The sequence below is a fragment of the Bacillus tequilensis KCTC 13622 genome (assembly GCF_000507145.1).
In the GTDB taxonomy this organism is placed as follows: domain Bacteria; phylum Bacillota; class Bacilli; order Bacillales; family Bacillaceae; genus Bacillus; species Bacillus tequilensis.
Genome location: NZ_AYTO01000036.1, coordinates 86,538 through 112,510, shown reverse-complemented (window position 1 = coordinate 112,510; position 25,973 = coordinate 86,538). Strand labels below are relative to the sequence as shown.

At 46.3% G+C, this 25,973-nt stretch carries 27 protein-coding genes, 2 pseudogenes and 1 other annotated feature; of the genes and pseudogenes, 20 read left to right on the top strand and 9 right to left on the bottom strand.

Annotated elements, in window-relative coordinates; all coding sequences use genetic code 11:
- Positions 1–4: 4 nt before the first annotated feature.
- Both V756_RS0116185 and V756_RS0116180 read right to left on the bottom strand, forming a co-directional pair.
- Positions 5–1,441 (bottom strand): alanine/glycine:cation symporter family protein, encoded by a 1,437-nt coding sequence (locus tag V756_RS0116185; protein WP_024715577.1) that lies wholly within the window; start codon positions 1,439–1,441, stop codon positions 5–7.
- 22 nt (positions 1,442–1,463) lie between these two features.
- Complete coding sequence (locus tag V756_RS0116180) at positions 1,464–2,447, bottom strand: glutaminase (RefSeq protein WP_024715576.1); 984 nt, start codon at positions 2,445–2,447, stop codon at positions 1,464–1,466.
- Between the two features lie 289 nt (positions 2,448–2,736).
- On the opposite strand from V756_RS0116180, the gene glnK reads away from it, so the two are divergent.
- From glnK to V756_RS0116135, 9 genes and pseudogenes are all read left to right on the top strand, one after another.
- Positions 2,737–3,969: a two-component system sensor histidine kinase GlnK gene (gene glnK / locus V756_RS0116175; protein WP_024715575.1), complete on the top strand. Its 1,233-nt coding sequence runs from the start codon at positions 2,737–2,739 to the stop codon at positions 3,967–3,969.
- Between the two features lie 10 nt (positions 3,970–3,979).
- On the top strand, positions 3,980–4,924 hold the full coding sequence (glnL, locus tag V756_RS0116170) for a glutamine utilization two-component system response regulator GlnL (protein WP_024715574.1): 945 nt from the start codon (positions 3,980–3,982) through the stop codon (positions 4,922–4,924).
- Positions 4,925–5,273: 349 nt separating this feature from the next.
- A pseudogene (gene mphK / locus V756_RS01000000122630) lies at positions 5,274–6,188 on the top strand (macrolide 2'-phosphotransferase MphK).
- Between the two features lie 56 nt (positions 6,189–6,244).
- Positions 6,245–6,493: a binding site (T-box leader), on the top strand.
- Between the two features lie 93 nt (positions 6,494–6,586).
- Positions 6,587–6,748, top strand: a complete 162-nt coding sequence (gene rtpA, locus V756_RS0116160; protein WP_024715573.1) for an anti-TRAP regulator — start codon at positions 6,587–6,589, stop codon at positions 6,746–6,748.
- 20 nt (positions 6,749–6,768) lie between these two features.
- On the top strand, positions 6,769–7,704 hold the full coding sequence (locus V756_RS0116155) for a DMT family transporter (RefSeq protein WP_024715572.1): 936 nt from the start codon (positions 6,769–6,771) through the stop codon (positions 7,702–7,704).
- Between the two features lie 96 nt (positions 7,705–7,800).
- Positions 7,801–8,481 carry a winged helix-turn-helix domain-containing protein gene (locus V756_RS0116150; RefSeq protein WP_081719902.1) on the top strand — a complete coding sequence of 227 codons (681 nt, stop codon included), beginning with the start codon at positions 7,801–7,803 and terminating at the stop codon, positions 8,479–8,481.
- Position 8,482: 1 nt separating this feature from the next.
- The gene (locus V756_RS0116145) at positions 8,483–9,418 is read left to right on the top strand and encodes a HAMP domain-containing histidine kinase (RefSeq protein WP_024715570.1); all 936 of its coding nucleotides are present in this window, start codon (positions 8,483–8,485) and stop codon (positions 9,416–9,418) included.
- A gap of 94 nt (positions 9,419–9,512) precedes the next feature.
- Positions 9,513–10,454: an ABC transporter ATP-binding protein gene (locus V756_RS0116140; RefSeq protein WP_024715569.1), complete on the top strand. Its 942-nt coding sequence runs from the start codon at positions 9,513–9,515 to the stop codon at positions 10,452–10,454.
- The gene (locus tag V756_RS0116135; RefSeq protein ID WP_081719901.1) at positions 10,454–11,140 is read left to right on the top strand and encodes an ABC transporter permease; all 687 of its coding nucleotides are present in this window, start codon (positions 10,454–10,456) and stop codon (positions 11,138–11,140) included. The genes V756_RS0116140 and V756_RS0116135 overlap by 1 nt, the downstream gene beginning before the upstream one ends.
- Before the next feature lie 45 nt (positions 11,141–11,185).
- On the opposite strand, the gene V756_RS0116130 is transcribed toward V756_RS0116135, so the two are convergent.
- Positions 11,186–11,572, bottom strand: a complete 387-nt coding sequence (locus V756_RS0116130) for a YndM family protein (protein WP_014112528.1) — start codon at positions 11,570–11,572, stop codon at positions 11,186–11,188.
- Between the two features lie 122 nt (positions 11,573–11,694).
- On the opposite strand from V756_RS0116130, the gene V756_RS0116125 reads away from it, so the two are divergent.
- The 7 genes and pseudogenes from V756_RS0116125 (at position 11,695) to tatC (ending at position 16,339) form a co-directional block, all read left to right on the top strand.
- Entirely contained in the window at positions 11,695–11,907 is a 213-nt protein-coding gene (locus V756_RS0116125; RefSeq protein WP_024715567.1) for a hypothetical protein, read from the top strand.
- 171 nt (positions 11,908–12,078) lie between these two features.
- Positions 12,079–12,507, top strand: coding sequence for a cell wall hydrolase CwlJ (gene cwlJ / locus V756_RS0116120; protein WP_024715566.1), 429 nt, complete (start codon positions 12,079–12,081; stop codon positions 12,505–12,507).
- An 88-nt stretch (positions 12,508–12,595) separates the two neighbouring features.
- Positions 12,596–13,376 (top strand): annotated as a pseudogene (locus V756_RS01000000122625) (vWA domain-containing protein).
- A gap of 5 nt (positions 13,377–13,381) precedes the next feature.
- Positions 13,382–13,558 (top strand): hypothetical protein, encoded by a 177-nt coding sequence (locus V756_RS01000000122620; RefSeq protein WP_032682134.1) that lies wholly within the window; start codon positions 13,382–13,384, stop codon positions 13,556–13,558.
- Positions 13,559–13,576: 18 nt separating this feature from the next.
- Positions 13,577–15,328 carry an alkaline phosphatase PhoD gene (gene phoD / locus V756_RS0116105; protein ID WP_024715565.1) on the top strand — a complete coding sequence of 584 codons (1,752 nt, stop codon included), beginning with the start codon at positions 13,577–13,579 and terminating at the stop codon, positions 15,326–15,328.
- Between the two features lie 13 nt (positions 15,329–15,341).
- Positions 15,342–15,554 (top strand): sec-independent protein translocase protein TatAD, encoded by a 213-nt coding sequence (tatAD, locus tag V756_RS0116100; RefSeq protein ID WP_003223835.1) that lies wholly within the window; start codon positions 15,342–15,344, stop codon positions 15,552–15,554.
- Between the two features lie 59 nt (positions 15,555–15,613).
- Positions 15,614–16,339 carry a twin-arginine translocase subunit TatC gene (tatC, locus tag V756_RS0116095; RefSeq protein ID WP_024715564.1) on the top strand — a complete coding sequence of 242 codons (726 nt, stop codon included), beginning with the start codon at positions 15,614–15,616 and terminating at the stop codon, positions 16,337–16,339.
- Here the strand turns inward: tatC and pcp are convergent.
- Entirely contained in the window at positions 16,336–16,983 is a 648-nt protein-coding gene (gene pcp, locus V756_RS0116090; protein WP_024715563.1) for a pyroglutamyl-peptidase I, read from the bottom strand. The two genes, tatC and pcp, sit on opposite strands and share 4 nt — an antisense overlap.
- A gap of 79 nt (positions 16,984–17,062) precedes the next feature.
- On the opposite strand from pcp, the gene V756_RS0116085 reads away from it, so the two are divergent.
- Positions 17,063–18,175 carry an aminotransferase class V-fold PLP-dependent enzyme gene (locus tag V756_RS0116085; RefSeq protein ID WP_024715562.1) on the top strand — a complete coding sequence of 371 codons (1,113 nt, stop codon included), beginning with the start codon at positions 17,063–17,065 and terminating at the stop codon, positions 18,173–18,175.
- Between the two features lie 61 nt (positions 18,176–18,236).
- On the opposite strand, the gene lmr(B) is transcribed toward V756_RS0116085, so the two are convergent.
- Entirely contained in the window at positions 18,237–19,673 is a 1,437-nt protein-coding gene (lmr(B), locus tag V756_RS0116080; protein ID WP_255210050.1) for a lincomycin efflux MFS transporter Lmr(B), read from the bottom strand.
- 46 nt (positions 19,674–19,719) lie between these two features.
- Positions 19,720–20,286, bottom strand: coding sequence for a transcriptional regulator LmrA (gene lmrA, locus V756_RS0116075; protein ID WP_024715560.1), 567 nt, complete (start codon positions 20,284–20,286; stop codon positions 19,720–19,722).
- A 212-nt stretch (positions 20,287–20,498) separates the two neighbouring features.
- On the opposite strand from lmrA, the gene V756_RS0116070 reads away from it, so the two are divergent.
- Both V756_RS0116070 and estA read left to right on the top strand, forming a co-directional pair.
- On the top strand, positions 20,499–21,632 hold the full coding sequence (locus V756_RS0116070; RefSeq protein ID WP_024715559.1) for a type II asparaginase: 1,134 nt from the start codon (positions 20,499–20,501) through the stop codon (positions 21,630–21,632).
- Between the two features lie 158 nt (positions 21,633–21,790).
- A complete protein-coding gene (gene estA / locus V756_RS0116060) occupies positions 21,791–22,429 on the top strand; it encodes a lipase EstA (RefSeq protein WP_024715558.1) in 639 nt (212 codons plus the stop codon).
- A 37-nt stretch (positions 22,430–22,466) separates the two neighbouring features.
- Here the strand turns inward: estA and V756_RS0116055 are convergent, their stop codons facing one another.
- Positions 22,467–22,850, bottom strand: a complete 384-nt coding sequence (locus V756_RS0116055) for an RDD family protein (protein WP_024715557.1) — start codon at positions 22,848–22,850, stop codon at positions 22,467–22,469.
- Positions 22,851–23,084: 234 nt separating this feature from the next.
- Between V756_RS0116055 and V756_RS0116050 the strand changes: the two genes are divergently transcribed.
- Entirely contained in the window at positions 23,085–24,161 is a 1,077-nt protein-coding gene (locus tag V756_RS0116050; protein WP_024715556.1) for a helix-turn-helix domain-containing protein, read from the top strand.
- A 38-nt stretch (positions 24,162–24,199) separates the two neighbouring features.
- Here V756_RS0116050 and natK read toward each other — a convergent pair whose 3' ends face one another.
- Both natK and natR read right to left on the bottom strand, forming a co-directional pair.
- Entirely contained in the window at positions 24,200–25,156 is a 957-nt protein-coding gene (natK, locus tag V756_RS0116045) for a two-component system sensor histidine kinase NatK (RefSeq protein WP_024715555.1), read from the bottom strand.
- Between the two features lie 12 nt (positions 25,157–25,168).
- Positions 25,169–25,870, bottom strand: a complete 702-nt coding sequence (natR, locus tag V756_RS0116040; protein WP_024715554.1) for a two-component system response regulator NatR — start codon at positions 25,868–25,870, stop codon at positions 25,169–25,171.
- Between the last annotated feature and the right edge of the window lie 103 nt (positions 25,871–25,973).

The following is a 25,973-nucleotide window of genomic DNA, read 5'->3' as shown; positions in this document are numbered from 1 at the left end:
TTTTTTACGATATTTGTTTATTAGAGCTGTCAGCCTCTGTATCAGAAAGCGGCCAGCACTCAATGCCATTGTGGTTTTGGAGCACATCTTTATAAAAGACCGGATCTTTGCCCGCTTTTTTCTGGCGTGTATAGTCTTTCAGCGCCGTAAACACGACTTTTGATAATAAGAAAATCGCAATTAAGTTCACGACGACCATCAAGCCCATGAACAAATCAGCCAGATCCCAGACGAGCTGGACTTTGGCCACACAGCCAAACACAATCATTGCCAGCACGCCGATACGGTAGACGAATATCAGTTTTTTGCTTTTGTTTAAAAAGCCGATATTGGTTTCGCCATAGTAATAGTTTCCGATTAAAGCACAGAAACCGAATAACAAAATTAGAATGGCGAGAAAGCCTGATGCCCATGATCCGACATGGGAGCTTAGAGAGGCTTGTGTCAAGGCGATTCCGCTTAGTCCCGGAGTATGATAGGCATCCGAAAACAGGATGATAAAAGCGGTGCTCGTACAAATAACGAGTGTATCTGTCAGCACACCAAACGCCTGAATCAGCCCCTGTTTGACAGGGTGGCTTGTCGTTGCGGTGGCAGCGGCATTTGGTGCGCTTCCCATTCCCGCTTCATTTGAAAAAATTCCCCGTCTGACGCCCTGCATTAACGCCGCTCCCAAAGCGCCGCCAGCGGCCTGGTCAAAGCCAAATGCGTTTTTTACGATAAGCGCAAGCACGTGTGGCAGCTGCGTAATGTTGGTGAAAATCACGAAAAACGCGACTCCGATATACACGACAGCCAATACGACGACAATGGATTCAGCCAGCTTCGCAATGCGTTTTACACCGCCAAAAATAATCATGCCGAATACAGCAATAAAAATGAGTCCCAATGTCAGGCGGTTTGTGCCGAACGCGTTTTCAAAGGCGAGGCTGACTGTATTTGATTGAACCGAGTTAAAGACGATACCGAACGATAGGGTGATTAACACAGCGAACAGTGCGCCCATCCACCTTTTGTTCAGCCCTTTTTCCATGTAATACGCCGGCCCGCCGCGGAAGCCGTTTGCATCCTTTACTTTATAAATTTGAGCCAATGTGCTTTCCACAAAGCTTGATGCTGATCCGATAATGGCGATAAGCCACATCCAGAAGATCGCACCGGGTCCGCCGAGCGCAATGGCGATGGCAATGCCCGTAATATTTCCCGTGCCGACACGGGCTGCCATGCTGATGCAAAAGGCTTGAAACGGAGAAATGCTGTTTTTCGACCGGGATGCAGCACCTTCTCTTAACACTCTCACCATTTCTTTCAGCATGCGAACCTGCAAAAACTTAAGCCTGAACGTAAAATAGATTCCTAGTGAAAGGAGCAATACAATTAACAGCTTTGACCACAAAAGATCATTTGCGATACCGACGATATGTTCCAGGATTTTCTGCATACAATCACCTCTTTTTTATAGTTTAAAAAATGCTGAGCTCCCACTCCTGTGCCATATGCTTCAGCAGCATACCGCCGGTGAGGCTGTTGCCGTATTCATCAATGGCAGGTCCGTAAATGCCGATGCCGCATCCGGATTGAAAAGGCTGGTCTCTTCTGGCGCTTGGAGGAACAAGAGCCATGATGCCGCCGGAGACGCCGCTTTTGGCAGGCACGCCGACAAACGCAGCATATTTGCCTGAAGCGTTGTACATGCCGCACGTCAGCATTAACGCCTTGGCCAACTTGGCCACATCCTTTGGAATGATCTGTTCGCGTCGAATCGGATGATACCCGTCATGGGAAAGGATCAGGCCGATCAATGCGATGTCCTCTGTCGTGCCCTCCATGGCGCACTGCTTCAAGTACACCTCAAGCGTTTCTTCTACATCCGCTTCTAAAAAGTTTGTTTCTTTTAAATAGTAGGCCAGCGCTCTGTTGCGGTGGGCGGTTTCCCATTCAGACCGGAACACTTCCTCATGAATTCTCGGCCGTTTTCCTATTAAAGTTTCCATTACCGAGTAAAGAAACTCGAGCTTATCGTGTGCCGACTCACCCGGAAGGAGCGAGGCGATGGTGAGGGCACCCGCGTTGATCATAGGGTTAAATGGCTTCCCCGGCTTGTTGATTTCAAGCCGAATGATGGAATTAAAGGCATCGCCTGTCGGCTCTACATCTACGCGATCGAGCACATAGGGAATGCCCCGGCTCATGCAGGCGGCGATAAAGCTGATCACTTTTGAAATGCTTTGCAGGGTAAAAGGAACGTTCCAGTCACCGGCGTGTATCATTGTTCCGTCGGGCTCCAATATACAAATGCCGAGCTGTGAGTCATTGACTTTTCCTAAAGCGGGGATGTAATTTGCACTTTGTCCATTGGCGGCAAAGGGGCGATAGTGCTCCACCCAATCATGCAGCTGTGACGTTGGATCTTTTTCTTGTTGGCGCTCTATGATGAGTTCTTTCATCGAATTCCTCCTCACTGTTTTTCTTCTTTAAGGATTGAGAGAAGATTAAAGGGGCATTAAACGCTTTCATAAAAGCGGAAGGTATATTTACTGTACAATGGCGACTACAGAATCATACAAAATACGACAAAAATATGTTGAAAATAAGCCGTTGGATTTATAAAAACCTCATGCACTGGGTCAAAAGAAATTTGCAGGTTTTCTGTCGTTTCCCCAAAATATAAGCGAGGATGTGATCATCATTAAATTGGAACGCTTTTTCGAAAAAGACGGATATATACTGGCTCTTATGCTGATTACGGTGCCGCTGGCCGGTGAACTGAAATTTTATCCCCTTAATGAAGAATTCCGGATCAGCTTTGGCGCACCGGTTTTTTTCTTCTTCTTATCGCTGCTGCGGCATGTGCCTGCTGTACTGCCGGGGGTTCTGACTGGAGCGGCGGTTTTCGTGTTTCGCGTCCTTCTGGAATTATGGGGCGGGGGACACGATGGACTGACTCCGATTCTGTATGACCAAGCGTCTGGGTTTTTCTTTTATATGTCTTATGCCTGTCTGTTTTCCGTATTAAAGGCTAATCGTTTCCACGAACGCCCGGTTATGCTCGGTTTCATCGGATTTATGATTGAAATTGTGTCGGATTGTGTCGAGCTGGCTGTGCAGTTTCTCATTTTCCATACGGTTGTGACGCCTGAGAAAATTACCGATATCGCGGTAATTGCGATTTCTCACACATTTATCGTGATGAGTTTTTATACTGTGCTGAAGCTGTATGAAACGCAGTCGAGAGAAAAACAGACAAGGCAGCAGCATGAGCATATGCTGATGATCGTTTCCAATCTGTATGAAGAGACGGTGCATTTAAAAAAGACATTGAAAACAACAGAGAAAGTGACAAACGATTCGTATCAGCTCTATCGGGAAGTAAAGGGCAGGGATGATCAGCTCAGCGGAAGGATTTTGAGGCTGGCCGGAGAGATTCATGAAGTGAAAAAGGACAACCAGCGGATATTCGCAGGGCTTTCAAAACTGATTTCGAATGAGAGTTTGAGAGATTATATGAAGGCTTCTGATTTGCTCCGGCTTGTGATTCGAATGAATGAAAAGTACGCTGAAGCACTGGGGAAGCAGATTGATTTTCACTGCTCGATCGAAGGGGAGCATGGCGAATATCACGTATTTATCGTGCTTTCGATCATTAATAATCTAACGGCAAATGCGGTAGAAGCTATGGGCGAAGGGGGAACGATCAGCCTGAGGCTCCTTAGGCCAAATGAGCGTGTGGTAGAATTCCAGGTGGAAGACAATGGTCCCGGCATTTCGGAGAAAATCGGTGACATTGTGTTTGACCCGGGTTTTACTTCAAAATATGATGAATTTGGCACCCCTTCTACGGGAATCGGACTTTCCTATGTGAAGGAAATAGTGACTGAACTAGTTGGAGACATTACATTTCATAATCAGCAGCGGGGAGTGGTGTTTGCCATCAGGCTGCCTGTCCGGCATTTGATTCAGAAAGGGTGAACCGAAAGCTATGCGTTTTTTTATCGCTGATGATGACCGAGCAGTACGGTCGATTTTAAGGCAGATCATTGAGGATGAGGATCTCGGGGAAGCTGCTGGTGAAGCGGAAGACGGGAGCCAAGTGGAAGGGCATATGCTGCAATTCAAACAGATTGATATTTTATTAATCGATTTGTTAATGCCCGAAAGAGACGGCATTGAGACGATTCGCCAGCTCCAGAATACATACTCCGGCAAAATCGTGATGATCTCTCAAGTGGAAGCGAAGGAAATGGTTGGAGAAGCATACTCGCTCGGCATCGAATATTTTATCCATAAGCCGATTAACCGCGTTGAAATTGTCACAGTTCTCCAAAAGGTGAAGGAGCGGATTGAGCTTGAGCAGTCGATTGGGGCTATTCAGCACTCTCTAAGCCGGCTCGGCAACCGGACTGAACCGAAAGCGCGTCCACAGCAGAAAGGTGACAGCGGCTTAAAAGAAGCGGGAACATTTCTGTTGTCCGAGCTGGGCATGATGGGGGAAGGCGGCTCACATGATCTCATGGCTGTGCTGCAGTATTTATCAGAGCACGAGCAATCTGAGCCCTATGAAAAACACATCCCTTCGCTCAAACAGATTTTCACTCAAGTAGCGGAACGAAAGCTGGGGGCAGGGGCATCTGAAACGGAAGTCAATCGCGAAATGAAAGCCTCGGAGCAGCGCATCCGCAGAGCGATTATCCATTCGCTCCACCATTTTGCTTCACTGGGCACAACTGATTTTTCGAATCCGAAATTTGAAACCTATGCATCGAAATTCTTTGACTTTTCGGTTGTCAGCCAGAAAATGAAAGAACTCCAATCAAAGGATGCAAAACCTCTCGCCCCAGCCAAAGTGAATATGAAAAAATTCATTCACGTGTTCTTTTTGGAAGCGAAACTTTTGTGCGAGACGATGAAAGAAAGAAGGATATAACCAAAACAGCCGGGGCCCCGGCTGTTTTTTTGCTGCGCCGGAATCTGTGGGTCAGCGATTCACGGTATTTTTATGAAAGATCATAAAATGAAAATATTTACTTTTGGGGAATTCGAATTGCAATATAATGGAAAGCGTGGTTGGTGTACAAAGAACGGAGGGGTACCGCATGACATCCATGAGAATCCGATGATCACGAATTTAATCGTGAACGACTCTCGCCTAAATGCGGAGAATCGGGAAGGATCTGCCAATGTATAAGGCCTTATATCGTCAAAAAAGTGCCTCCCTTTCACCTTCAAAACATCCCTTCTCTACGACAGGCGGAGCGTGAGGAAGGGGAATAGAAATGACAAACAAGAAACGGCTTATTACTGAGATTGTCGGGCTTGCACGCAGCCAAGGTTTGGCGGTCCGCTCCGAAAACGCGCAATTGAATGAGACTGGAATGGATTTTCAAGTTGTATTCGCCGAGGATGATGATTGTATCCCATGGGTGCTGCGAAAACCGCGGCGAAGCGATGTTGTGGAAAGAGCGGCTTCAGAAGGCAGAACGCTTGCCTTTCTCCGCGCAAATCTTACAGCTGATGTACCGGATTGGAGAATTCATACACCGGAATTGATCGCTTACCCCATGTTAAAAGGAACGCCGGCGGCTGGGATTGATCTGGAACAGAAACAATATGTGTGGAATATGAATCATCAGCCGCCGTCAGACGATTTTGTCCAATCACTTGCCGGTATACTGGCTGAATGACATGGCATGGATCAAACATCTGCCGGACAATTCGGAATCGAAGTGATCATGCCAGAGGATTTCAGACAAATGACAGCAAAGTCTATGGCTGATGTGAAGAGTAAGCTTGGCGTATCTAGTCAGCTTTGGGAAAGATGGCAAACGTGGATAAACGATGATGCATACTGGCCTGATTTCTCTGCACTGATACACGGCGATCTCCATCCGCCGCATATTCTGATCAATCAAAACGAACGTGTCACAGGTCTTCTGGATTGGACAGAAGCGAAGGTTGCCGATCCAGCCAAGGATTTTGTCCTTTATCAAACCATTTTCGGAGAAAAAGAAACTGCCCGTTTACTTGAATACTATGATCAAGCAGGCGGCCGGATATGGGCAAAAATGCAGGAACACATCTCAGAGATGCAGGCGGCGTATCCGCTGGAAATTGCTATGCTCGCTCAGCAGACACAGCAGGAGGAGCATATGAATATGGCGCTGGAAGCACTTGGTGTTAAATCGGTGTAAGAATTGACTTCAAAAAATAATCAGAGTATTATAAACTCTACAAATAATAGAACGGATCAACAATTGTGAGGAAGAGTAAGTACGCATCAATGTGTGAGGTTCAGAGAGTCGGTGGCTGGTGTGAACCGATCCTCCTATGATGCCGAATGGGCTTCTGAATTGCTTTGCTGAACGGATAGTAGGCGATGCCGGGATTCTCTCCCCGTTACCAAGAGAGGAGTATCGAAACGGATGTTTTCTGTACTGAGAGTGAACGGCTGTATAGCTGTTAATAAAGGTGGTACCGCGAGACCCTCGTCCTTTGCATAGGACGGGGGTTTTTGTGTTTCTTAAAGGAGGTGACGGCCGATGGATGATGGCTGGTGGTGCATAACAGAGCAATAGAAAGGAGGATTCAAATGGTCATAGCAACTGATGATCTTGAGGCCGCATGTCCTAGATGTGAAAGAGCCGGAGAAATCGAAGGCAGCCCATGTCCGGCTTGCGGCGGGAAAGGCGTCATTCTGACGGCTCAAGGAAATACGCTGCTGGATTTTATACAAAAGCATTTGAATAAGTAAAGGAGAAAAGCTGAGCTGAGATGAGAGCAGAAGAGAAGAGGAAGAGTCGAGAGGCCGCAATAGGTACAATTTTTTTGCTGATCGGAACGGTTTGTTTTGCGTCCAAGTCTATTTGGATTAAATGGGCATTTGAAATGGGTGCTGATCCAGACGCGGTGTTGTTATACAGACAGCTGTTTGCTGTTCCGCTGTTTTGGCTGATTTTTTTGCTATACCGTCCTCCAATGCCTGACGGTATGAAAAAAGGAGATCGATGGAGGGCGTGTGTCGCGGGCGTGTTTTGTTTTTTCCTGTCTCCCTTGCTTGATTTTATCGGGCTGAACCATGTATCCGCAATGGTTGAGCGTATTTTGCTGATGAGCTGCCCGATATTTGTAATCGTATTTACCGCATGCCGTGACCGGAAAATGGTTACCATACAGGACCTTTTCACAGTGCTGGCGGTCATGTTCGCCCTTTTCTTTGCGCTTGGCGGCTGGGATAATAAGCTCCTTCAGGCAAATATGATTGGATCTGCATTCATTTTGTTATCCTCAGCCGTCTATGCGGGTTATCTTGTCCTTTCCGGGCGGCTCGTCCATCAAATCGGGGGCATCCGTCTTAATGCGTACGGGATGACAGCTGCCGGAGCGGCCATGATGCTTTACATTGGCATCAAATCGACGATCGGTCTGAATATACCAATAGCAGCATATCCGCCTGCTGTCTATGGTTTGTTTATGTTAATCGCAGTCGTGACCACTGTGATTCCATTTGTGCTGATGCTTGAGGGCATCAAACGAATAGGAGCACAGCGAGCTGCCATCATTTCAATGGCAGGACCTGTCCTGACGATTTTCTATGGGGCTTTATTTCTTGGTGAACGGCTACGGCTTATTCAAGCCATCGGATGCGCAGCCGTATTTTTGATCATTACGGGCATGGAATACAGGAAACTAAAAACAGGAAAAAAATAATGTTTGTAAAACATACACGTTTTTCAATTACAATAAGTGTAATTACGTGTATGTTTTTTGATTTTGCAAAGGTTAGGTGAGAAGATGAAGCGCATATTGCTTGTGGAGGACGATCAATCTATCAGTGAAATGGTGGGCCACTATTTAACAAAAGAAGGCTTTGAGATGGTGCATGCTTTCGACGGGGAAGAGGGCGTTCGGCTGTTTCATCAGGGTTCATACGATTTGATTCTCCTTGATATCATGCTTCCGAAGTTGAACGGCATGGATTTTCTGAAAATCATCCGCCAAGAAAGCAACATTCCGGTTTTGATGATTTCGGCAAAAGACGGAGAAGTGGACAAGGCATTGGGACTGGGGTTTGGGGCGGATGATTATATTGCCAAACCATTTTCAATGATTGAGCTGACAGCAAGAGTGAAAGCCGCAATACGGCGGGCGACGCAATATTCGGCGGAGGAACCGGCAGAGAGTAAGGTGATCCGGATTCACCAGCTTGCGATAGATATAGATAATGTCTCAGTGATGAAAAACGGAGAGCCGCTTCAGCTGACGTCAACAGAATGGCAGCTGCTGTGCCTATTTGCGGCAAATCCTAAAAAAGTGTTTACGAAAGAACAAATCTACCGTTCCGTCTGGAATGAAGAGTATTTTGGCGATCAAAACATTATTAACGTACATATGCGGCGGCTTAGAGAAAAGATTGAAGATGACCCCTCTGCACCTCAATACATTAAAACGTTATGGGGCATCGGTTATAAATTAGGAGAGTTTTAGCATGACAGTGTTATGGATGGCCGCTGTCATCGTTCTGGCATGTCTGAATGTGATTCAGTTTATGATGAAAAAGAAGCGGGACGGGAATCTGGGATACACGGCGGAACAGCTTGGCGCCATGCTCAATCGTGAGTCGGCAGGACGGATTTTACTTCAGACAGACGATCAGGCGCTCAAAGATTTGCTTGTCAACATCAACCGATTGGTTGAGAATCGTCAGCAGATCAGCGCTCAGTTCGCCAAAACAGAACAATCCATGAAGCGGATGCTGACCAATATGTCGCACGATCTGAAAACGCCGTTAACGGTCATTCTCGGTTATATCGAGGCCATTCAAAGTGAGCCGGACATGCCGGACGAAGAGCGGGAAAGATTGCTGGAGAAGCTCCGTCAGAAAACAAATGAACTCATTCAGATGATCAACTCCTTTTTTGATTTAGCGAAATTAGAATCTGAAGATAAAGACATTCCGATTACCAAAATACATATGAACGACATATGCAAACGAAATATCCTGCATTATTATGACGCTGTTCAGTCAAAAGGCTTTCAAGCTGCCATCGATATCCCAGATACGCCGGTGTATGCACAGGCGAATGAAGAAGCGCTGGACAGAATCCTGCAAAACCTATTATCCAATGCGATTCAATATGGCGCGGCCGGCAAGTTAATCGGCATGACACTGTCATATGATGAGACGAACATTGCCGTTACCGTATGGGATCGCGGGAAGGGGATCAGTGAAACCGATCAGCGGCGGGTGTTTGAGAGACTGTACACACTTGAAGAATCCAGAAATAAAGCATTTCAAGGAAGCGGTCTCGGTTTAACCATCACGAAACGGCTTACAGAAAAAATGGGAGGCTCTATATCCGTTCAAAGCAAGCCGTACGAACGGACTGCGTTTACGATCACATTGAAACGAATGACTTATTAACAAACGTAAGAATTTCTTAAGATTTGAGAAATAAAAATGACAGGACCCGCCGCTACAATAGAAAACAGGAAAAGAGAGGGAAGGAGAAACAAAGTTGACGTATATCGTACAAACAAACGGACTAACCAAAACGTATCAGGGTAAAGAAGTCGTCTCCAATGTCAGCATGCATATTAAAAAAGGCGAGATCTATGGTTTTCTCGGCCCGAACGGCGCGGGTAAAACAACCATTATGAAAATGCTGACGAGCCTTGTCAAACCGACAAGCGGTGAAATCAGCATCCTAGGGAATAAGCTCACCCATACATCATACGAGATGCTGGGGAGCATCGGCAGCATGATTGAATATCCGATATTTTATGAAAACCTGACAGCAGCAGAAAATTTAGATCTGCATTGTGAATACATGGGGTACCATAATAAAAAAGCCATTCAAGAAGTGCTGGATATGGTGAACTTAAAGCAAATCGACAAGAAGCCTGTCAAAACATTTTCACTCGGTATGAAGCAGCGCCTTGGGATTGCGCGTGCCATCCTCACGAAGCCTGACCTGCTTATTTTAGATGAACCGGTGAATGGGCTTGATCCTCTAGGCATTAAAAAGATCAGGCAGCTGTTTCAGGTGCTGAGCAAAGAGTACGGCATGACGCTGTTGATCTCAAGCCATTTGCTGGGTGAAATCGAACAAATTGCGGACACGATTGGGGTTATTCGAGACGGCAGTCTGCTTGAAGAGGTCTCAATGGAGGATGTCAGAGGCCAGAACACTGAATACATCGAGCTCGTCACGCCAAATCAGACAAGAGCCTGCTTTGTGCTGGAGAAAGAGCTGCAATTAACCAATTTTAAAATCTTAAACGAGAAAACAATCCGTATTTACGAAACGGAAGCTTCTCAAGCTGCCATATCTAAAGCGCTCATTTTAAATGATGTAGACATTGAATCAATGAACAAAAAGTATACGTCGCTGGAGGATTATTTTATCAACTTGATCAACGGCAATAGCATCGGTGTGAAAAGGGGTGAGACACATTGATGAATTTGATCAGAATCGAATTAAGAAAAATGAAGATGGGCTGGTATGTCAGAGGTGTCCTCATTGCCAACGTGATCATTATGGGCTTTATGTGGCTGATCAGCTATTCCGAGAAAGTCGATGGCGGGGTTTCGTTCCAAAGCATGGATGAAGCATTTCTCATCATCGGAACCTTCGTCAGAGCGGTATTTATCGTATTTGGCGCTGTGCTGCTCGTAAAATTGGTGATTTCGGAATATAAAAACAAAACCATTCTTGTGATGTTCACGTACCCGATCAGCCGTAAAAAACTGCTCACTGCTAAACTCCTGATTGCGGCCGGACTGACGTTTATCACGATTTTACTATCAAATATACTTATAGCAGCGGGTTTCTTTTGGCTGAACTCGATCTACCAGTTCATACAGGGGGAGCTGACATCCGAAATCATTTCTCAGCAGGCGGTGAAAATGGCGGTTTTCGCTTTTGGCGCCGCTGGCACGAGTTTAGTGCCCATCTTTTTTGGGATGCGTAGACACTCGGTTCCGGCAACCATCATTTCGTCTGTTGTGATTGTGATGCTCATCAGCTCAACAAGTCCGGGCTTCTCAATTTCATCTGTTGTGTATATCCCCTTATCTTTAGCAGCCGTCGGTTTCATTTTTTCCTACATGGCGATCATGAATGCAGACAAACAGGATGCTTGAATGCGGCGTCTACAAAGGCCGATGCTGGCAGCATCGGCCTTTTCATTATGAGTCTGTTCTTGTTTCAAGATAATGCTTCTTGCCAATCTCTTTGCTCATCATATAAAAATGGAAGCAATATTCACCGATGGCCATGGCGATCGCGCCAAATAAAGCCGCCAAAGCAACTTCACCGCCAGTCATTCCCATAGAAAGCGGCATGCCCATCAGCCAAATAACGAGAAAGGCCAAACCGAAATCAGCTAACGTCGCAATCATATTATTCCATCTCGGCAATACATAAAGATCGCCCAGCAAATAAGAAATAACCCCTAACACAATCGTCATTAAGAGCGTATCACCAAACGTGAAACCAAAGCCCAGACCAAGCACTAGATATAATACAATAATCGTCATAATACCTTTAATCGCGAGCGCTTTCACATGTGTCATTCCAAAGTACCTCCTTCTGTGATTCGATTTGTTATGTATGATTCCTCAAATTCAGAAAGTTAAACCTTATACTGCGTTTTTACCTCAAGTAAAGGGAGTGAGCCGTTTATACGAAAGGGAAAATGTTCACAATCCTGCTGATGTTTATGCCTGTCGGAGGCGGCTGCAAACCTGCTGAAAAATTGGCATCACCTGCTCCATCTGGTTCTGCAAAAAACAAAGCTTATGATATTCATGACGGTTTCATTGAAGCGGAGCGTATATTCGGAACCGAGGCTGCGTCTGCCTCGTCAGCTGAAATTGTTGAGTTCCAGCTCGCGCAGACGCTGCCTTGACGGCCAACCGCCTATTTTTCTTTGCCATCATAGACGAACAAACAGCAAGTCTTTTGTTTTTGGGCTTTGCTGCAAATCCGAATGAATAAATTTAAAAACTTCTCCTGTCCCTCCGTCATCACTTTTGAAGTAATGAAATATGATGAAAAGAGATCAAGGGGAGGTGACGTGATGGCGGTCGTAAGAGCAACGAGTGCGGATGTCGATTTGATGGCAAGGCTGCTCAGAGCGGAAGCGGAAGGCGAAGGAAAGCAGGGGATGCTGCTTGTCGGCAACGTGGGAGTGAATCGGCTGCGGGCGAATTGCTCAGATTTTAAAGGCCTCCGCACCATCAGGCAGATGATTTATCAGCCGCACGCGTTTGAGGCAGTGACTCATGGATATTTTTATCAAAGGGCCCGTGATACTGAGCGATCCCTTGCACGCCGGTCGATTAATGGCGAAAGGCGCTGGCCTGCAAAATTTAGTTTATGGTATTTCAAGCCGGAGGGAAACTGTCCAGCCCAGTGGTATAACCAGCCTTTGGTGGCCAGATTTAAGTCGCATTGCTTCTATCAGCCGACGGCAGAAACATGTGAAAATGTTTATAACACATTTTAGAGGCAGGACGCCGTTCAAATTGAACGGTGTTTTTCTTTGAAAACAGACACATAGGTAATTGAAAGAGAGAGCTGACGGAGATGAAAAATTGGCAACAATCGACCTGCAAAAGAAAAGCGTAAAGATCGTACTTGAGAAAAAGCAATTAACGAAGGTGACGGCTCGTGTCGGACTGGTGCTTGACATTACGGGTTCAATGAGAACGCTCTACAAAAACGGCACGGTCTAAAACGTGGTGGAGCGGATTTTGGCAGTGGCTGATTAATTTGATGATAACGGCTCGCTGGATGTATGGTGTATGATAACGAATTCTCCCGATGAAAGCCAGTTTCTGAAAAGGATTTTTCAGGCTATGTCGATCGTGAAATTTTAAATAATGACAGCTTGCATAAATTCGGCAGAAATGATGAGCCGCCGGTCATGAAAGACGTGCTGCGCAAATATGTTACGGAGGAACCGAGTTCATATCCGGCATTCATCGTATTTATCAATGATGGGGGCTGTAAGAAATCGATCAAACCGATCATTGAAGCCTCCTCTGATAAACCGGTGTTCTGGCAGTTTGTCGGCATCGGAAACGGAAACTTCGATTTTCTCAATCAACTGGATACGTTAGAAGGGCGCGTTGTTGATAACACGAACTCCCTGCAGATCGAAGAGATTGACCGCATTTGATGATGAGCTTTATCATGCTCTTCTTACTGAATTTCCATTTTGGCTCAAAAAAAGCGAGGGAAAAAGGAATTGTAAGAGAACAAGAGCCCCCTGCTGAAAAGCCGATTGTTTTCGAAATAATGGATACGGAACTGAGTCATTCTGCGAAATGGCTCGGTGTTTTTGTTTTTTTAAGATCATGTGAAGAAAAATAGTCCGAATGGGCGGCTTGCAAACGACAGGATATGCCGAAAACGCGCCATTCAGCCAGTTTTCGGCATCTTTCAGCGGCAGGTTTGTGAGTGAAGACCTGTTTCTGATGTTCAGTGCTTACAATCGCTTCACACTTCTTCATAATCATTTAACAATGATTTCCTATAATGGAGGCGATCAATGAAAAGAGAGGGGATCTTGAATGGCACACGACAGTCGTTTTGATGAATGGGTACAGAAATTGAAAGAGGAAAGTTTTCAAAACAATACGTTTGACCGCCGCAAATTTATTCAAGGAGCGGGGAAGATTGCTGGACTTTCTCTTGGATTGACCATTGCTCAGTCAGTTGGTGCATTTGAAGTAAATGCCGCGCCTAAGTTCTCAAGCTATCCGTTTACATTGGGGGTCGCGTCAGGTGATCCGCTTTCTGACAGTGTCGTGCTGTGGACGCGCCTGGCGCCAGATCCGCTGAACGGCGGGGGAATGCCGAATCAGGCGGTGCCTGTCAAATGGGAGGTCGCAACGGATGAGCATTTCCGCAAAATTGTGAGAAAGGGCACTGAAATGGCCAAGCCAAGTCTCGCCCACTCCGTTCACGTCGAAGCAGACGGACTTGAGCCGAACAAAGTGTACTATTACCGTTTCAAAACCGGACATGAACTAAGCCCTGTCGGAAAAACGAAAACGCTGCCAGCCCCTGGCGCCAATGTGCCGCAAATGACCTTTGCATTCGCTTCCTGCCAGCAATATGAACACGGGTATTATACGGCCTACAAGCATATGGCGAAGGAAAAGCTTGATCTTGTCTTCCATCTCGGTGATTACATATATGAATACGGCCCAAATGAATATGTGTCAAAAACAGGCAATGTCCGCACCCATAGCAGTGCGGAAATCTATACGCTGCAGGACTATCGGAACCGCCACGCCCAATACCGTTCCGACGCGAATCTGAAAGCTGCACATGCGGCGTTCCCTTGGGTTGTGACGTGGGATGATCATGAAGTCGAAAACAACTATGCCAATAAAATACCGGAAAAAGGACAATCTGTTGAAGCATTCGTGCTCCGCCGCGCGGCTGCGTATCAGGCATACTATGAACATATGCCGCTTCGCATCTCTTCTTTGCCGAATGGTCCGGATATGCAGCTGTACCGGCACTTTACGTACGGAAATCTGGCGTCCTTCAATGTTCTTGATACCCGCCAGTACAGGGATGACCAAGCCAATAACGACGGCAATAAGCCGCCTTCTGATGAATGGCGCAATCCGAATCGGACCCTGTTAGGAAAAGAACAGGAGCAGTGGCTCTTCAACAATTTGAGCAGCTCGACAGCCCATTGGAATGTGCTGGCGCAGCAGATTTTCTTTGCGAAGTGGAATTTCGGGACAAGCGCAAGCCCGATCTACAGTATGGATTCGTGGGATGGCTATCCGGCTCAGCGCGAACGAGTTATCAATTTCATTAATAGTAAAAATCTGAATAACGTTGTCGTGCTGACAGGAGATGTGCACGCAAGCTGGGCGTCGAATCTGCACGTCGACTTTGAAAAGACAAGCTCAAAAATTTTTGGAGCTGAATTTGTCGGAACCTCGATCACATCCGGAGGAAACGGCGCGGATAAGCGGGCGGATACAGACCAAATTTTAAAGGAAAATCCGCATATCAAGTTCTTTAACGACTATCGCGGATATGTCCGCTGTACAGTGACGCCTCACCAGTGGAAAGCCGATTATCGGGTGATGCCGTTTGTGACAGAGCCAGGCGCCGCCATTTCAACACGGGCTTCATTTGTTTACCAGAAAGAACAAACCGGCTTGAGAAAGGTGTCATCTACAACGATCCAAGGCGGGGTGAAGCAATCTAACGAGGTCGAAGAGGATCGTTTCTTTGCGCACAACAAAGCCCACGAAAAACAAATGATTAAGAAACGGGCAAAAATCACGAATTAAGGAGTGAAAAAACATGTTTTCAAACATTGGAATACCTGGCTTGATTCTGATCTTTGTCATCGCCCTGATTATTTTTGGCCCTTCAAAGCTGCCGGAAATCGGGCGTGCCGCCGGACGGACACTGCTGGAATTTAAAAGCGCCACAAAATCACTTGTGTCTGGTGATGAAAAAGAAGAAAAATCAGCTGAGCTGACAGCGGTAAAGCAGGACAAAAACGCAGGCTGAGTGCTGATGAGGCAGACACCTAGTCTGCCTCTTTTTTATGAAAGGGAGGGCCTTTTTGAATGGATAAAAAAGAAACCCATCTGATTGGGCATCTTGAAGAGCTTCGCCGCCGGATTATCATCACCCTCGCGGCATTTCTTCTATTTCTGATCACGGCTTTTTTGTTTGTGCAGGACATTTATGACTGGCTGATCAGGGATTTGGATGGAAAGCTGGCGGTGCTTGGGCCGAGTGAAATCCTCTGGGTGTATATGATGCTTTCCGGCATTTGTGCCATTGCGGCTTCCATCCCTGTTGCCGCGTACCAGCTGTGGCGATTCGTTGCGCCGGCGCTCACGAAAACGGAGCGCAAGGTGACGCTCATGTACATACCGGGATTATTTGCATTGTTTATGGCGGGCATTTCTTTCGGGTACTTTGTCTTGTTTCCGATCGTGCTCAGCTTTTTGACTCATTTGTCTTCCGGCCACTTCGAAACGATGTTTACGGCTGACCGCTATTTCAGGTTTATGGTGAATTTGAGCCTGCCGTTCGGTTTTCTGTTTGAAATGCCTTTGGTGGTGATGTTTTTAACAAGGCTGGGCATTTTAAATCCCTACAGGCTGGCCAAAGCGAGAAAGCTGTCTTATTTTGTGCTGATCGTCGTGTCCATATTGATTACACCGCCTGATTTTATTTCTGATTTTCTCGTGATGATTCCGCTTCTTGTCCTGTTTGAAGTGAGTGTCACCCTATCGGCGTTTGTCTACAAAAAGAGGCTGACAGACGAAACGGCGGCTGCTTAGTGCAGCGTACCGCCCGGTGATTTCACATCCTCATCATATTGTGCGGCCGTAACAGCGGCGATCCTCAATGCCCGGACAATCGTGTCTAAGCTGAGGCTCGGCGCTGTTTTGTCTATAGTCTGCTCTGGAATGAAAGGGATATGAATGAACCCGCCGCGGATGTGCGGGGATGTCCGGCTGATATGATCCATTAATCCGTAGAACAAATAGTTGCATACAAATGTGCCGGCAGTATAGGAAACGGCGGCTGGAATGCCGTTTTCCTTCATTTTTTCAGTCATTCGTTTCACGGGAAGTCCCGTCCAGTAAGCGGCGGGTCCTCCTGGAGAAATCTCTTCATCAATCGGCTGCTGTCCTTCATTGTCGGGGATGCGTGCGTCTGCAAGGTTGATCGCCACCCGTTCCGGCGTGATCTGCATCCGCCCTCCGGCTTGGCCGACACAAATCACGATATCCGGCTGATGTGTTTGAATGGCTTGCCTTAATGTGTCCAGAGCGGTTCTAAAGACAGTCGGAATTTGTTCTGCCGCGACGATTCCTTCGTTTGTCTCAAAGCCATTCAGCCGTTTTGCTGCTTCCCACGATGGATTGACGGTTTCTTTATCAAAAGGGTCAAAGCCTGTGATCAGCACTTTTTTTCGCATCTTCCCATCTCCTTTTTTCTTTTATTCTATTGTTTATTTTTGGATTTTTCATCAAAATAATGAAAAGGGGTGAATCACAATGGAGCATTTGCCGCAGCGGTATCGCCAGCTGTTCCCAACCGTGCAGACACATACGATGCTTGCCAGCTGTTCTCAAAGTGCGCTGGCAGAGCCTGTATCGAGAGCGATCAAAGATTATCACGACAGCCTGCTGCAGATGGGGACGAACTGGAATGAAGCGATCGAAAAAACAGAGAGTGCCAGAATCGAGTTTGCAAAGCTGATAGGGGCGGAACCGGATGAAATTGCGATTGTGCCATCAGTTTCTGACGCGCTGGTTTCTGCAGTATCCTCCTTGTCTGCTTTCAGAAAGAAGCATGTTGTGTATACGGAGATGGATTTTCCGGCAGTGTCTCATGTATGGCAGGCACAATCCGATTATAACGTATCTGTGATTCCGTCAATAGACGGAGGCCTGCCGCCCGAACAATATGAAACGCATATAACGGATGAAACAGTGCTGACGTGTGTTCCGCACGTTCATTACCGTGACGGTTTTGTTCAGGATATAAAAGCGGTCGCTGAGATTTCTAAGAGAAAGGATTCTTTGTTGTTTGTGGATGCCTATCAATCTGCGGGGCACATTCCCATTGATGTGAAGGAGTGGGGTGTTGATATGCTGGCGGCGGGCACCCGAAAGTATTTGCTCGGCATACCGGGTGCGGCGTTTCTTTATGTGAGAAAGGAGCTGGCGGACGCACTGAAGCCGAAAGCATCAGCCTGGTTTGGACGGGAGAACGGATTGCCTGCGGAATATGCGAAAGGCGCGCGGCGTTTTCAAACGGGCACCCCAGCTTTTATCAGCGTGTATGCAGCTGCGGCGGCTTTATCGCTGCTGAATCATATCGGGGTTTCTCATATCCGGGATCATGTGAAAACGATCTGTGCCGATGCATGTCAATACGCTTCTGAAAAAGGCCTTCAGCTGGCAGCGGCACAAGCGGGATGTCAGCCGGGCATGGTTGCGATCCGGGATGAACGGGCATCGGAAACAGCGATGCTGCTGAGAAAGAAAAAAGTGATTTGCGCGCCGCGGGACGTTGTCATCCGTCTGGCTCCTCACTTTTATAACACGAGGGAAGAATTGCATCATGCCATTGATGAAATCGCAGCGGTTTTAGCCGCGCGCTGATTGCGGATCACACATGTACACATACAAAAGCCCCTGACCTTGTGATCAGGGGCTTTTCATATTAATGATCGACCTTAACCCGCTTCAAAAAGAAAGCGCCAATTAAACCGATAATCGCAACAATCATTGCGAACACAAACGCGTGCTGCACGCCCGCTGTCAAGGCATGCGGGATGACTGCCGGATCAGCGGGGTTTTTGACTTTGCTCATATAATCATGCTGTCCTGCAGCCATAATGCTGACCGCAACCGCTGTTCCGATAGCGCCCGCCATTTGCTGCAGCGTGTTCATAATGGCGGTGCCGTCTGGATAAAACTCGCGCGGAAGCTGGTTTAAACCGTTTGTCTGCGCAGGCATCATAATCATAGAGATCCCGATCATCAAGCAGGTGTGCAGGATGATAATCAGCACAGCCGTTGAAGCAGTCGTGACGTTTGAAAAGAGCCAAAGGACAACAGTGACAATCACAAATCCCGGAATGACAAGCCATTTTGGTCCGTATTTGTCGAACAGACGGCCTGTAACAGGGGACATAAATCCGTTTAAAATACCGCCCGGCAAGAGAATGAGGCCAGAAGCAAATGCCGTCAGGACTAAGCCGCCTTGCAGATACATCGGCAGCAGCAGCATAGATGACAGGATGACCATCATGCAAATGAACACCATGATTACACCCAAAATAAACATCGGGTATTTGAACGCACGGAGGTTCATCATCGGCTGCTTCATTGTCAGCTGGCGGATTGAAAACAGGATAAGACCGACAACGCCGACAATCAGTGAGATGATCACAGTCGGGCTGGACCATCCGCCGGAGCCTTCACCCGCGTTGCTGAATCCGAAGACAATGCCTCCGAAGCCAATCGTCGACAGGATGATAGACAACACATCGATTTTTGGCTTTGTCGTTTCAGATACATTCTGCATATATGCGATACCAAAAACAAGCGCCAGCACAAGGAACGGAAGAGAAATCCAGAAAATCCAGTGCCAGTTAAGATGCTCCAGAACCAATCCGGAGAACGTCGGGCCGATGGCGGGCGCGAACATAATGACAAGCCCGATCGTACCCATCGCCGCGCCCCGTTTATGAGGCGGGAAAATCACCAGGATCGTGTTAAACATCAGCGGGAGTAAAAGACCGGTTCCGAGTGCCTGAACGACCCTCGCCGCCAATAAAAACGGGAAGCTTGGCGCAAGCGCCGCGATCAGCGTCCCTAATATTGAAAAGATAAGTGACACGGTAAAAAGCTGTCTTGTTGTAAACCACTGCAATAGCAGTCCCGATACAGGAACGAGAATACCGAGTACAAGCAGGTAGCCAGTCGTTAACCATTGAACGGTTGCTGCTGTTATGTTTAATTCCTTCATCAGATCGGTTAACGCGATGTTCAGCGCTGTTTCACTGAACATGCCGATAAAACCGGCCAACAGCAAGGAAATCATAATCGGCATCACTTTGTATGGCTGAGATGCTTTAGCTGCTGTTTCCAAAATACATTTCCCCTCTCAATCAACTGAATGTAATATACGCGTCTTATTTTTATCTCTTCAGCAGGTCAGGAATGCAGCTGGAGATATAAAGGAGCGGTGTGCTGTTTTTTGCCGTCAACGATAGAAGAATACCGCCTTCGATCATTGCGTTAATCACAGTGCTGGCTTCCTTGGCATGCTCTTCACTGCAGCCCGCCTGCACAAGCTTTTCCTCATAAACAGAGGCCCACTCTTTGTAGGCTTCATGGCAGGCCTCCCGCAGCGGTTCGCTTTTCAATGACGTCTCGGCCGCAAGCAACCCGACAGGCAAGCCTTCAATGTCTTCCGTACAAGAAAATTGGCAGGAGAGCTCCTTCAAAAAGGCTTGAATGCCTTCCGCCGGATCTGCATAGCCTTCCATGCAGTCCGCGATTTTCTGGCGGATATATTCCTTCATCTCATTCACCGCTTCGATCGCCAGCTGTTCTTTGCCGCCCGGAAAGTGATAGTAAAGAGAGCCTTTAGGCGCGCCGCTTTCCTTTATAATCTGGTTCAGCCCCGTGCCGTAATATCCCTGCAGCTGAAATAGCCGGGTAGCTGCCGAAAGGATTTTCTCACGGGAATCTCCATAACTCATAACATTCCCACCTTACTGAATTGCAATCAAAAATATAGTGACTGGTCTATTATCATGATTTGCTTATTCATTGTCAAGAGAAATTCAGTGAATAAAAAGACAAAAAAAGAAGGATATTACAAAAAAGCTTAAAGAAAAATTAATATATATTTTGACAGAATAGGAAAAATATTTGATAATCAAACATTATAAGGATGTTAGGAGAGAAATAGATGAAAAAACAACGATGGATCATATTCACTCTTTTTATCGCACTATTATTTACGTTTACTGGATGTTCACAATCTCCTGAAACAAAAGAATCTCCGAAAGAAAAACCGCAAACACAAAAAGTTTCTTCGGCTTCCGCCTCTGGAAAAAAGGACTTGCCAAACATTAAAATTTTAGCGACAGGAGGCACGATTGCAGGCGCCGATAAATCAAAAACTTCAACCACTGAATATAAAGCAGGTGTCGTTGGCATTGAATCACTGATTGAGGCAGTTCCGGAAATGAAGGACATTGCGAACGTCAGCGGCGAGCAGGTTGTCAACGTAGGGAGCACAAATATTGATAATAAAATCTTGCTGAAGCTGGCAAAACGCATCAACAAATTGCTCGCTTCAGATGATGTAGACGGGGTCGTCGTGACCCACGGAACTGATACATTGGAAGAAACAGCTTACTTTTTGAACCTCACTGTAAAAAGCGATAAACCGGTTGTTGTTGTCGGTTCGATGAGACCATCGACAGCCATCAGCGCTGACGGACCTTCTAACCTGTACAATGCGGTTAAAGTAGCAGGCACACCTGAGGCTAAAGGAAAAGGGGCACTCGTCGTTCTTAACGACCGAATTGCTTCAGCACGTTATGTCTCAAAAACAAACACAACCACAACGGATACATTTAAATCAGAGGAAATGGGCTACGTCGGAACGATTGCGGATGATATTTACTTTAATAATGAAATAACCCGTAAGCATACGAAAGATACCGATTTCTCAGTTACTGATCTTGATCAGCTGCCCCAAGTAGACATTGTCTATGGATACCAAAATGAAGGAAGCTATTTGTTTGATGCTGCTGTGAAAGCCGGAGCAAAAGGGATTGTCTACGCTGGTACAGGAAACGGATCTTTATCTGATGCATCCGAAAAAGGAGCGGTCAGCGCCGTCAAAAAAGGCGTCACTGTTGTGCGTTCATCCCGTACGGGAAATGGAGTCGTTACACCAAACCAAGAGTATGCGAAAAAAGACCTGTTGGCATCGAATTCTTTAAACCCGCAAAAAGCACGGATATTGCTGATGCTGGCGCTCACTAAAACAAACGATTCGAAAAAAATCCAAGAGTATTTCAATGAGTATTAAAGTAAAGAAGGCGAATAAGCCTTCTTTTTTTTTCGGCATTTTCAAAAATATCATCCAAATCTTAAAATTTCTTTAAAATAAGTAAAAAATACCCTTTACTTAATTAATTTGGCAATGTAATATATTTGAAGAATTTGTTACAAAAAAAGGAGGATATTATGAAATCTGTAAAAAGTAAGGTCATTGCACTTGTAACAATTTTGATGCTGTCTGCTACATCGCTTTTTGCGCTGCAGCCGTCAGCAAAAGCCGCTGAACATAATCCAGTGGTTATGGTTCACGGTATTGGAGGAGCATCATACAATTTTGCGGGAATTAAAAGCTATCTCGTATCTCAGGGCTGGTCGCGGGACAAGCTGTATGCAGTTGATTTTTGGGACAAGACAGGCACGAATTTTAATAATGGCCCGGTATTATCACGATTTGTGAAAAAGGTTTTAGATGAAACGGGTGCGAAAAAAGTGGATATTGTCGCTCACAGCATGGGGGGCGCAAACACACTTTACTACATAAAAAATCTGGACGGCGGAAACAAAATTGAAAACGTCGTGACGCTTGGCGGCGCGAACCGTTTGACGACAGGCAAGGCGCTTCCGGGAACAGATCCAAATCAAAAGATTTTATACACATCCATTTACAGCAGTGCCGATATGATTGTCATGAATTATATGTCAAGATTAGACGGTGCTAGAAACGTTCAAATTCATGGTGTTGGACACATCGGCCTTCTGTACAGCAGCCAAGTCAACCGACTGATTAAAGAAGGGCTGAATGGCGGGGGCCAAAATACAAACTAATGAGATAAATAACCTTGAAGAGTCCTATTCTTCAAGGTTATTTTGCTTTTAGCACAATGGTTTTCGCCGCCATATCATGAACGGTTTGTTTTTTCTTCGTAAATGCGGCTGTCAAATAGATCAGGCGAGAGAACACATGCACCCACGCTATTATGTAGCGGACAATCGCCTGTAAGAAAGAAATGTTCTCGTGTGTTTCGTCTCTTACGATTTGCAGTCCGATGATTTTTTTGCCGAGCGTGCCCTTCCACTTTGTCAGCGGCATCAGCAACGGGTACACAAGCAGCATCAGTATGGCGACAATAATGACGCCTGCAGAGCCGTCGCCAAACGTAAATCCGGCCGCCAAAATGACTGCTGCGGCAATGACCGCATCCAGTATAAGAGCGCAGGCGCGCAGCATAAAACCAGCTAGTTCCAACATAAACACTCCTTAAAATATGAGATAAATACCTAATGATTGTAAAAAAGAAGGGCCCAAAGAGGGAATAGGTTATAAGTCTTAAATCACAAAAGATGATAAAAATGTCATAGGTGAATTGGCATGTTTAGCCAGCTGATCATATTACCAAATTCTTTTTTAGCCTGAAAACAAGCCCTCAGAAGTTATTTTTGTTAAAATAGAAAAGTTACAACAGAATTCGGAGGGTTTATTGTGGGAAAAGTGAAACGAAATGCCCCTTGCCCATGCGGCAGCGGCAAGAAATATAAAAAATGCTGCGGAAGCAAAGTTGTCGACTTCCCGACAGAACTAGCGGCAAAAGAAGCAAAACAAATTCAGGAAGACCTAGTGGAGTATGCCTTCACAGTACATAGAGAAAGCATTTCAGGCTTTATCAACCAGCATGATTTTCTTTCAGCTATGGACAGACAGACGAAAGACATCAGCGTATTTAATTTGGGAATCTGGGGTATCTTCTTCCACCCGCTTGCTGGTGAAAAGACGATTTTCGAAGAGTACCTTCAGAAAAAAGGCGATTCGATCACTCGTCCGAAAACGCGCGAGATCGTTGAATCATGGAAGAGCATGACGCCTGCTTTATTGCTGCTGCAAGACTTGAAAGAAGGTGTCATTCACTTTGAGGATGTCATTACGAATAAACAATTCGAAGTGGAAAAGGACGCCAACAATCAAGACCTTCCGCCAGTGGGAAGCCTGATTCTCGGATATCCAATCCACGAAGCGGAAAAAGCGGAGTTCTTCATGCAGTTCACGATCTTCCCGGTGAAGAGAACAGAAGCACTGATCAGCAAAGTGAAGAAATATGCGGATGCCGCTGTGAAGAACGGCAAAACGCCGGAGGACTTCATGAAGCAAGAATTCAACAACGTTCTGTTCGCGCTGTTAGCCGAGAAAGACGAAGAGCCGCAAGCAGAGGCAGCGGAAGAAAGCAGTGTTGAGTGGGCAAATGACATGGAGAAAGAAACAGCCGCGGCTATTGAAGAAGGTTTGAGCGGAGATGAGTATCCGACTGAATTGATTCCGGCCGTCATTGACATCTGGAAAACATTCTGCGAGAAAAAATCACCTGTCATCAGAAAACCGGAAGCTTTTGCGGCGGCAGTTGAGTATTATGTAAATGCGATTTCTCTTAACGGTGCGTCCGTTTCTCAAGCCAAACTGGCGAAAAAATACGGCGTCAGCGCATCAACGATTTCCAGCCGCTACAAAGAAATTGAAAGCACGCTTCAAGATGAAGCGGACCGTTTTGCACAAGCATTATCATCGTAATGAAAAAAACCTTGAAAAGCCGGGCTTTTCAAGGTTTTTTATTTTTGAAACGGAATTTTAATTTCAAGCCGGAAGACGGGATGGCGATAGGTAAAATCCAGCCTGCCACTAGCGCTCTTCACCAGTTTTTGAATGATATACGTGCCCATTCCTTCATGGGGGCCGCTTTTCGTTGAAAGGCCAAACGATTGATACAGTGTATCGAGCACTTTTGCGTCCATTCCGGGCGTGCTGTTTTCACAAATCAGCACATAAAGTCCGCTGCGCAACGAAGTTTCCAGCTTAATCTCCGCTTTTTCTCGTACCCCCGCCGCGCTGTCGAGCGCGTTTTCCAAGATGTTGCCGACCAAGCTGACCTGATCAGCGGGTGAAAACGGAAGTGCAGAAAGCGGTGTATGCATATGCAGTGAAACATTCACATCCGAGGCGTGCGCTTTTTCAAGAAAATCATAAAGCACCCCTGCAACGTATGCATTCTCGCCCTTTAAAAAACGGTCATATTGACTGTACTGATCCGTCCAGTTTTGGATATATGCTTGTGTATCTTCCTTGGACTGCGCTGAACGGATCGCTGTTATATGCTTCATTGTGTCGTGATTCCGGCTTCTGACGTCCATCAGCATGCGATTGGCATGCTGTTCAGCTTGAGCGAGCTTATCAATTTGATCAGAAAACCGAGCCAGTGAGGCAGCCTGTCCGATACGGAGCCCTTCACACGCTGCGAATATCACGATGACAAACAATGCCGGCATTGTGTCTGTGCCGATCAGCACCACCGCCGCTGACATCACTTGAATCACGGCGATCCACGCACAAAGCTGGAAGGAACTGCGGCCCCACACCCGCTTCGTTTTCCATAGGTAAAATCCTGCAGCAGCCGCGCTTAGAGCAGCTGCGAGCAAAGAGCAAGCCGTACTATGCGAAAGAGCGGCCGCTCCCTGATAAAATATGAAACTAAATAAAAACAAATAAAGACATTGAAAAAAAGCAATCACGTTCTGAACTCCTCAAAAATAGTAGTTTTGAAAATAATCAAGCTGCTGCTTGGTGATCATCGCTTTTTTAGCAGTTCCCTCAAAGGAAACTGTAAACGAATGCTTAGTATAAGCGGAAAAGTGCTTTATGTAATGAATGTTGATAATAAAGGAACGGTGCGAACGGAGAAAATCCTTCTCCGGCAGGTCGCCTTTAATATCATTTAATGTTTGATACGTCTGCACCTCTTCAGCGGTTGTCACGATCGTCGTCGAACGTCCCGTCCGTTCTGCGAAAATGATATCCTTCTTTTGCAGGACGTGCATTTCAGATTTTTGCTTGATCAATATCCGCCCATTTAAACTCGTTTCCGTTTTCTTTTTCAAATAACGGTCGAAGGAAGCATTCAGCCGGTCGGCGTGGTACGGTTTCATAATGTAATCATGAACGTTGAGGTCAAAGGCGTGAACCGCATAGCCGCCATTACCGGTCACGAAAATCACATCCACATCAAGCGAGTGGGACCTGATCAAATCGGCAAGCTCGTAGCCAGACATATGAGGCATCTCAATATCTGCAAGCAGCAGATCAATGTCTCCGCTCTTCACCCGGCTGTAGGCTTCCTCCGCTGAATCGGTGGAAAAGACAATTTCGACATTCTGCATTCTGGATACAATCGCTTCCAGTTTCTCTAAATCTACTCGATAGTCATCGACAAGTCCGACTTTTACCATTATCATTCCCCTAGTTACATAGAATCATCTTTATTCTATCCCATTTCGCGACATAAAAAGAACTCTTCGCGACAACTTTATCCAACAAATCCAGCATTTCGTA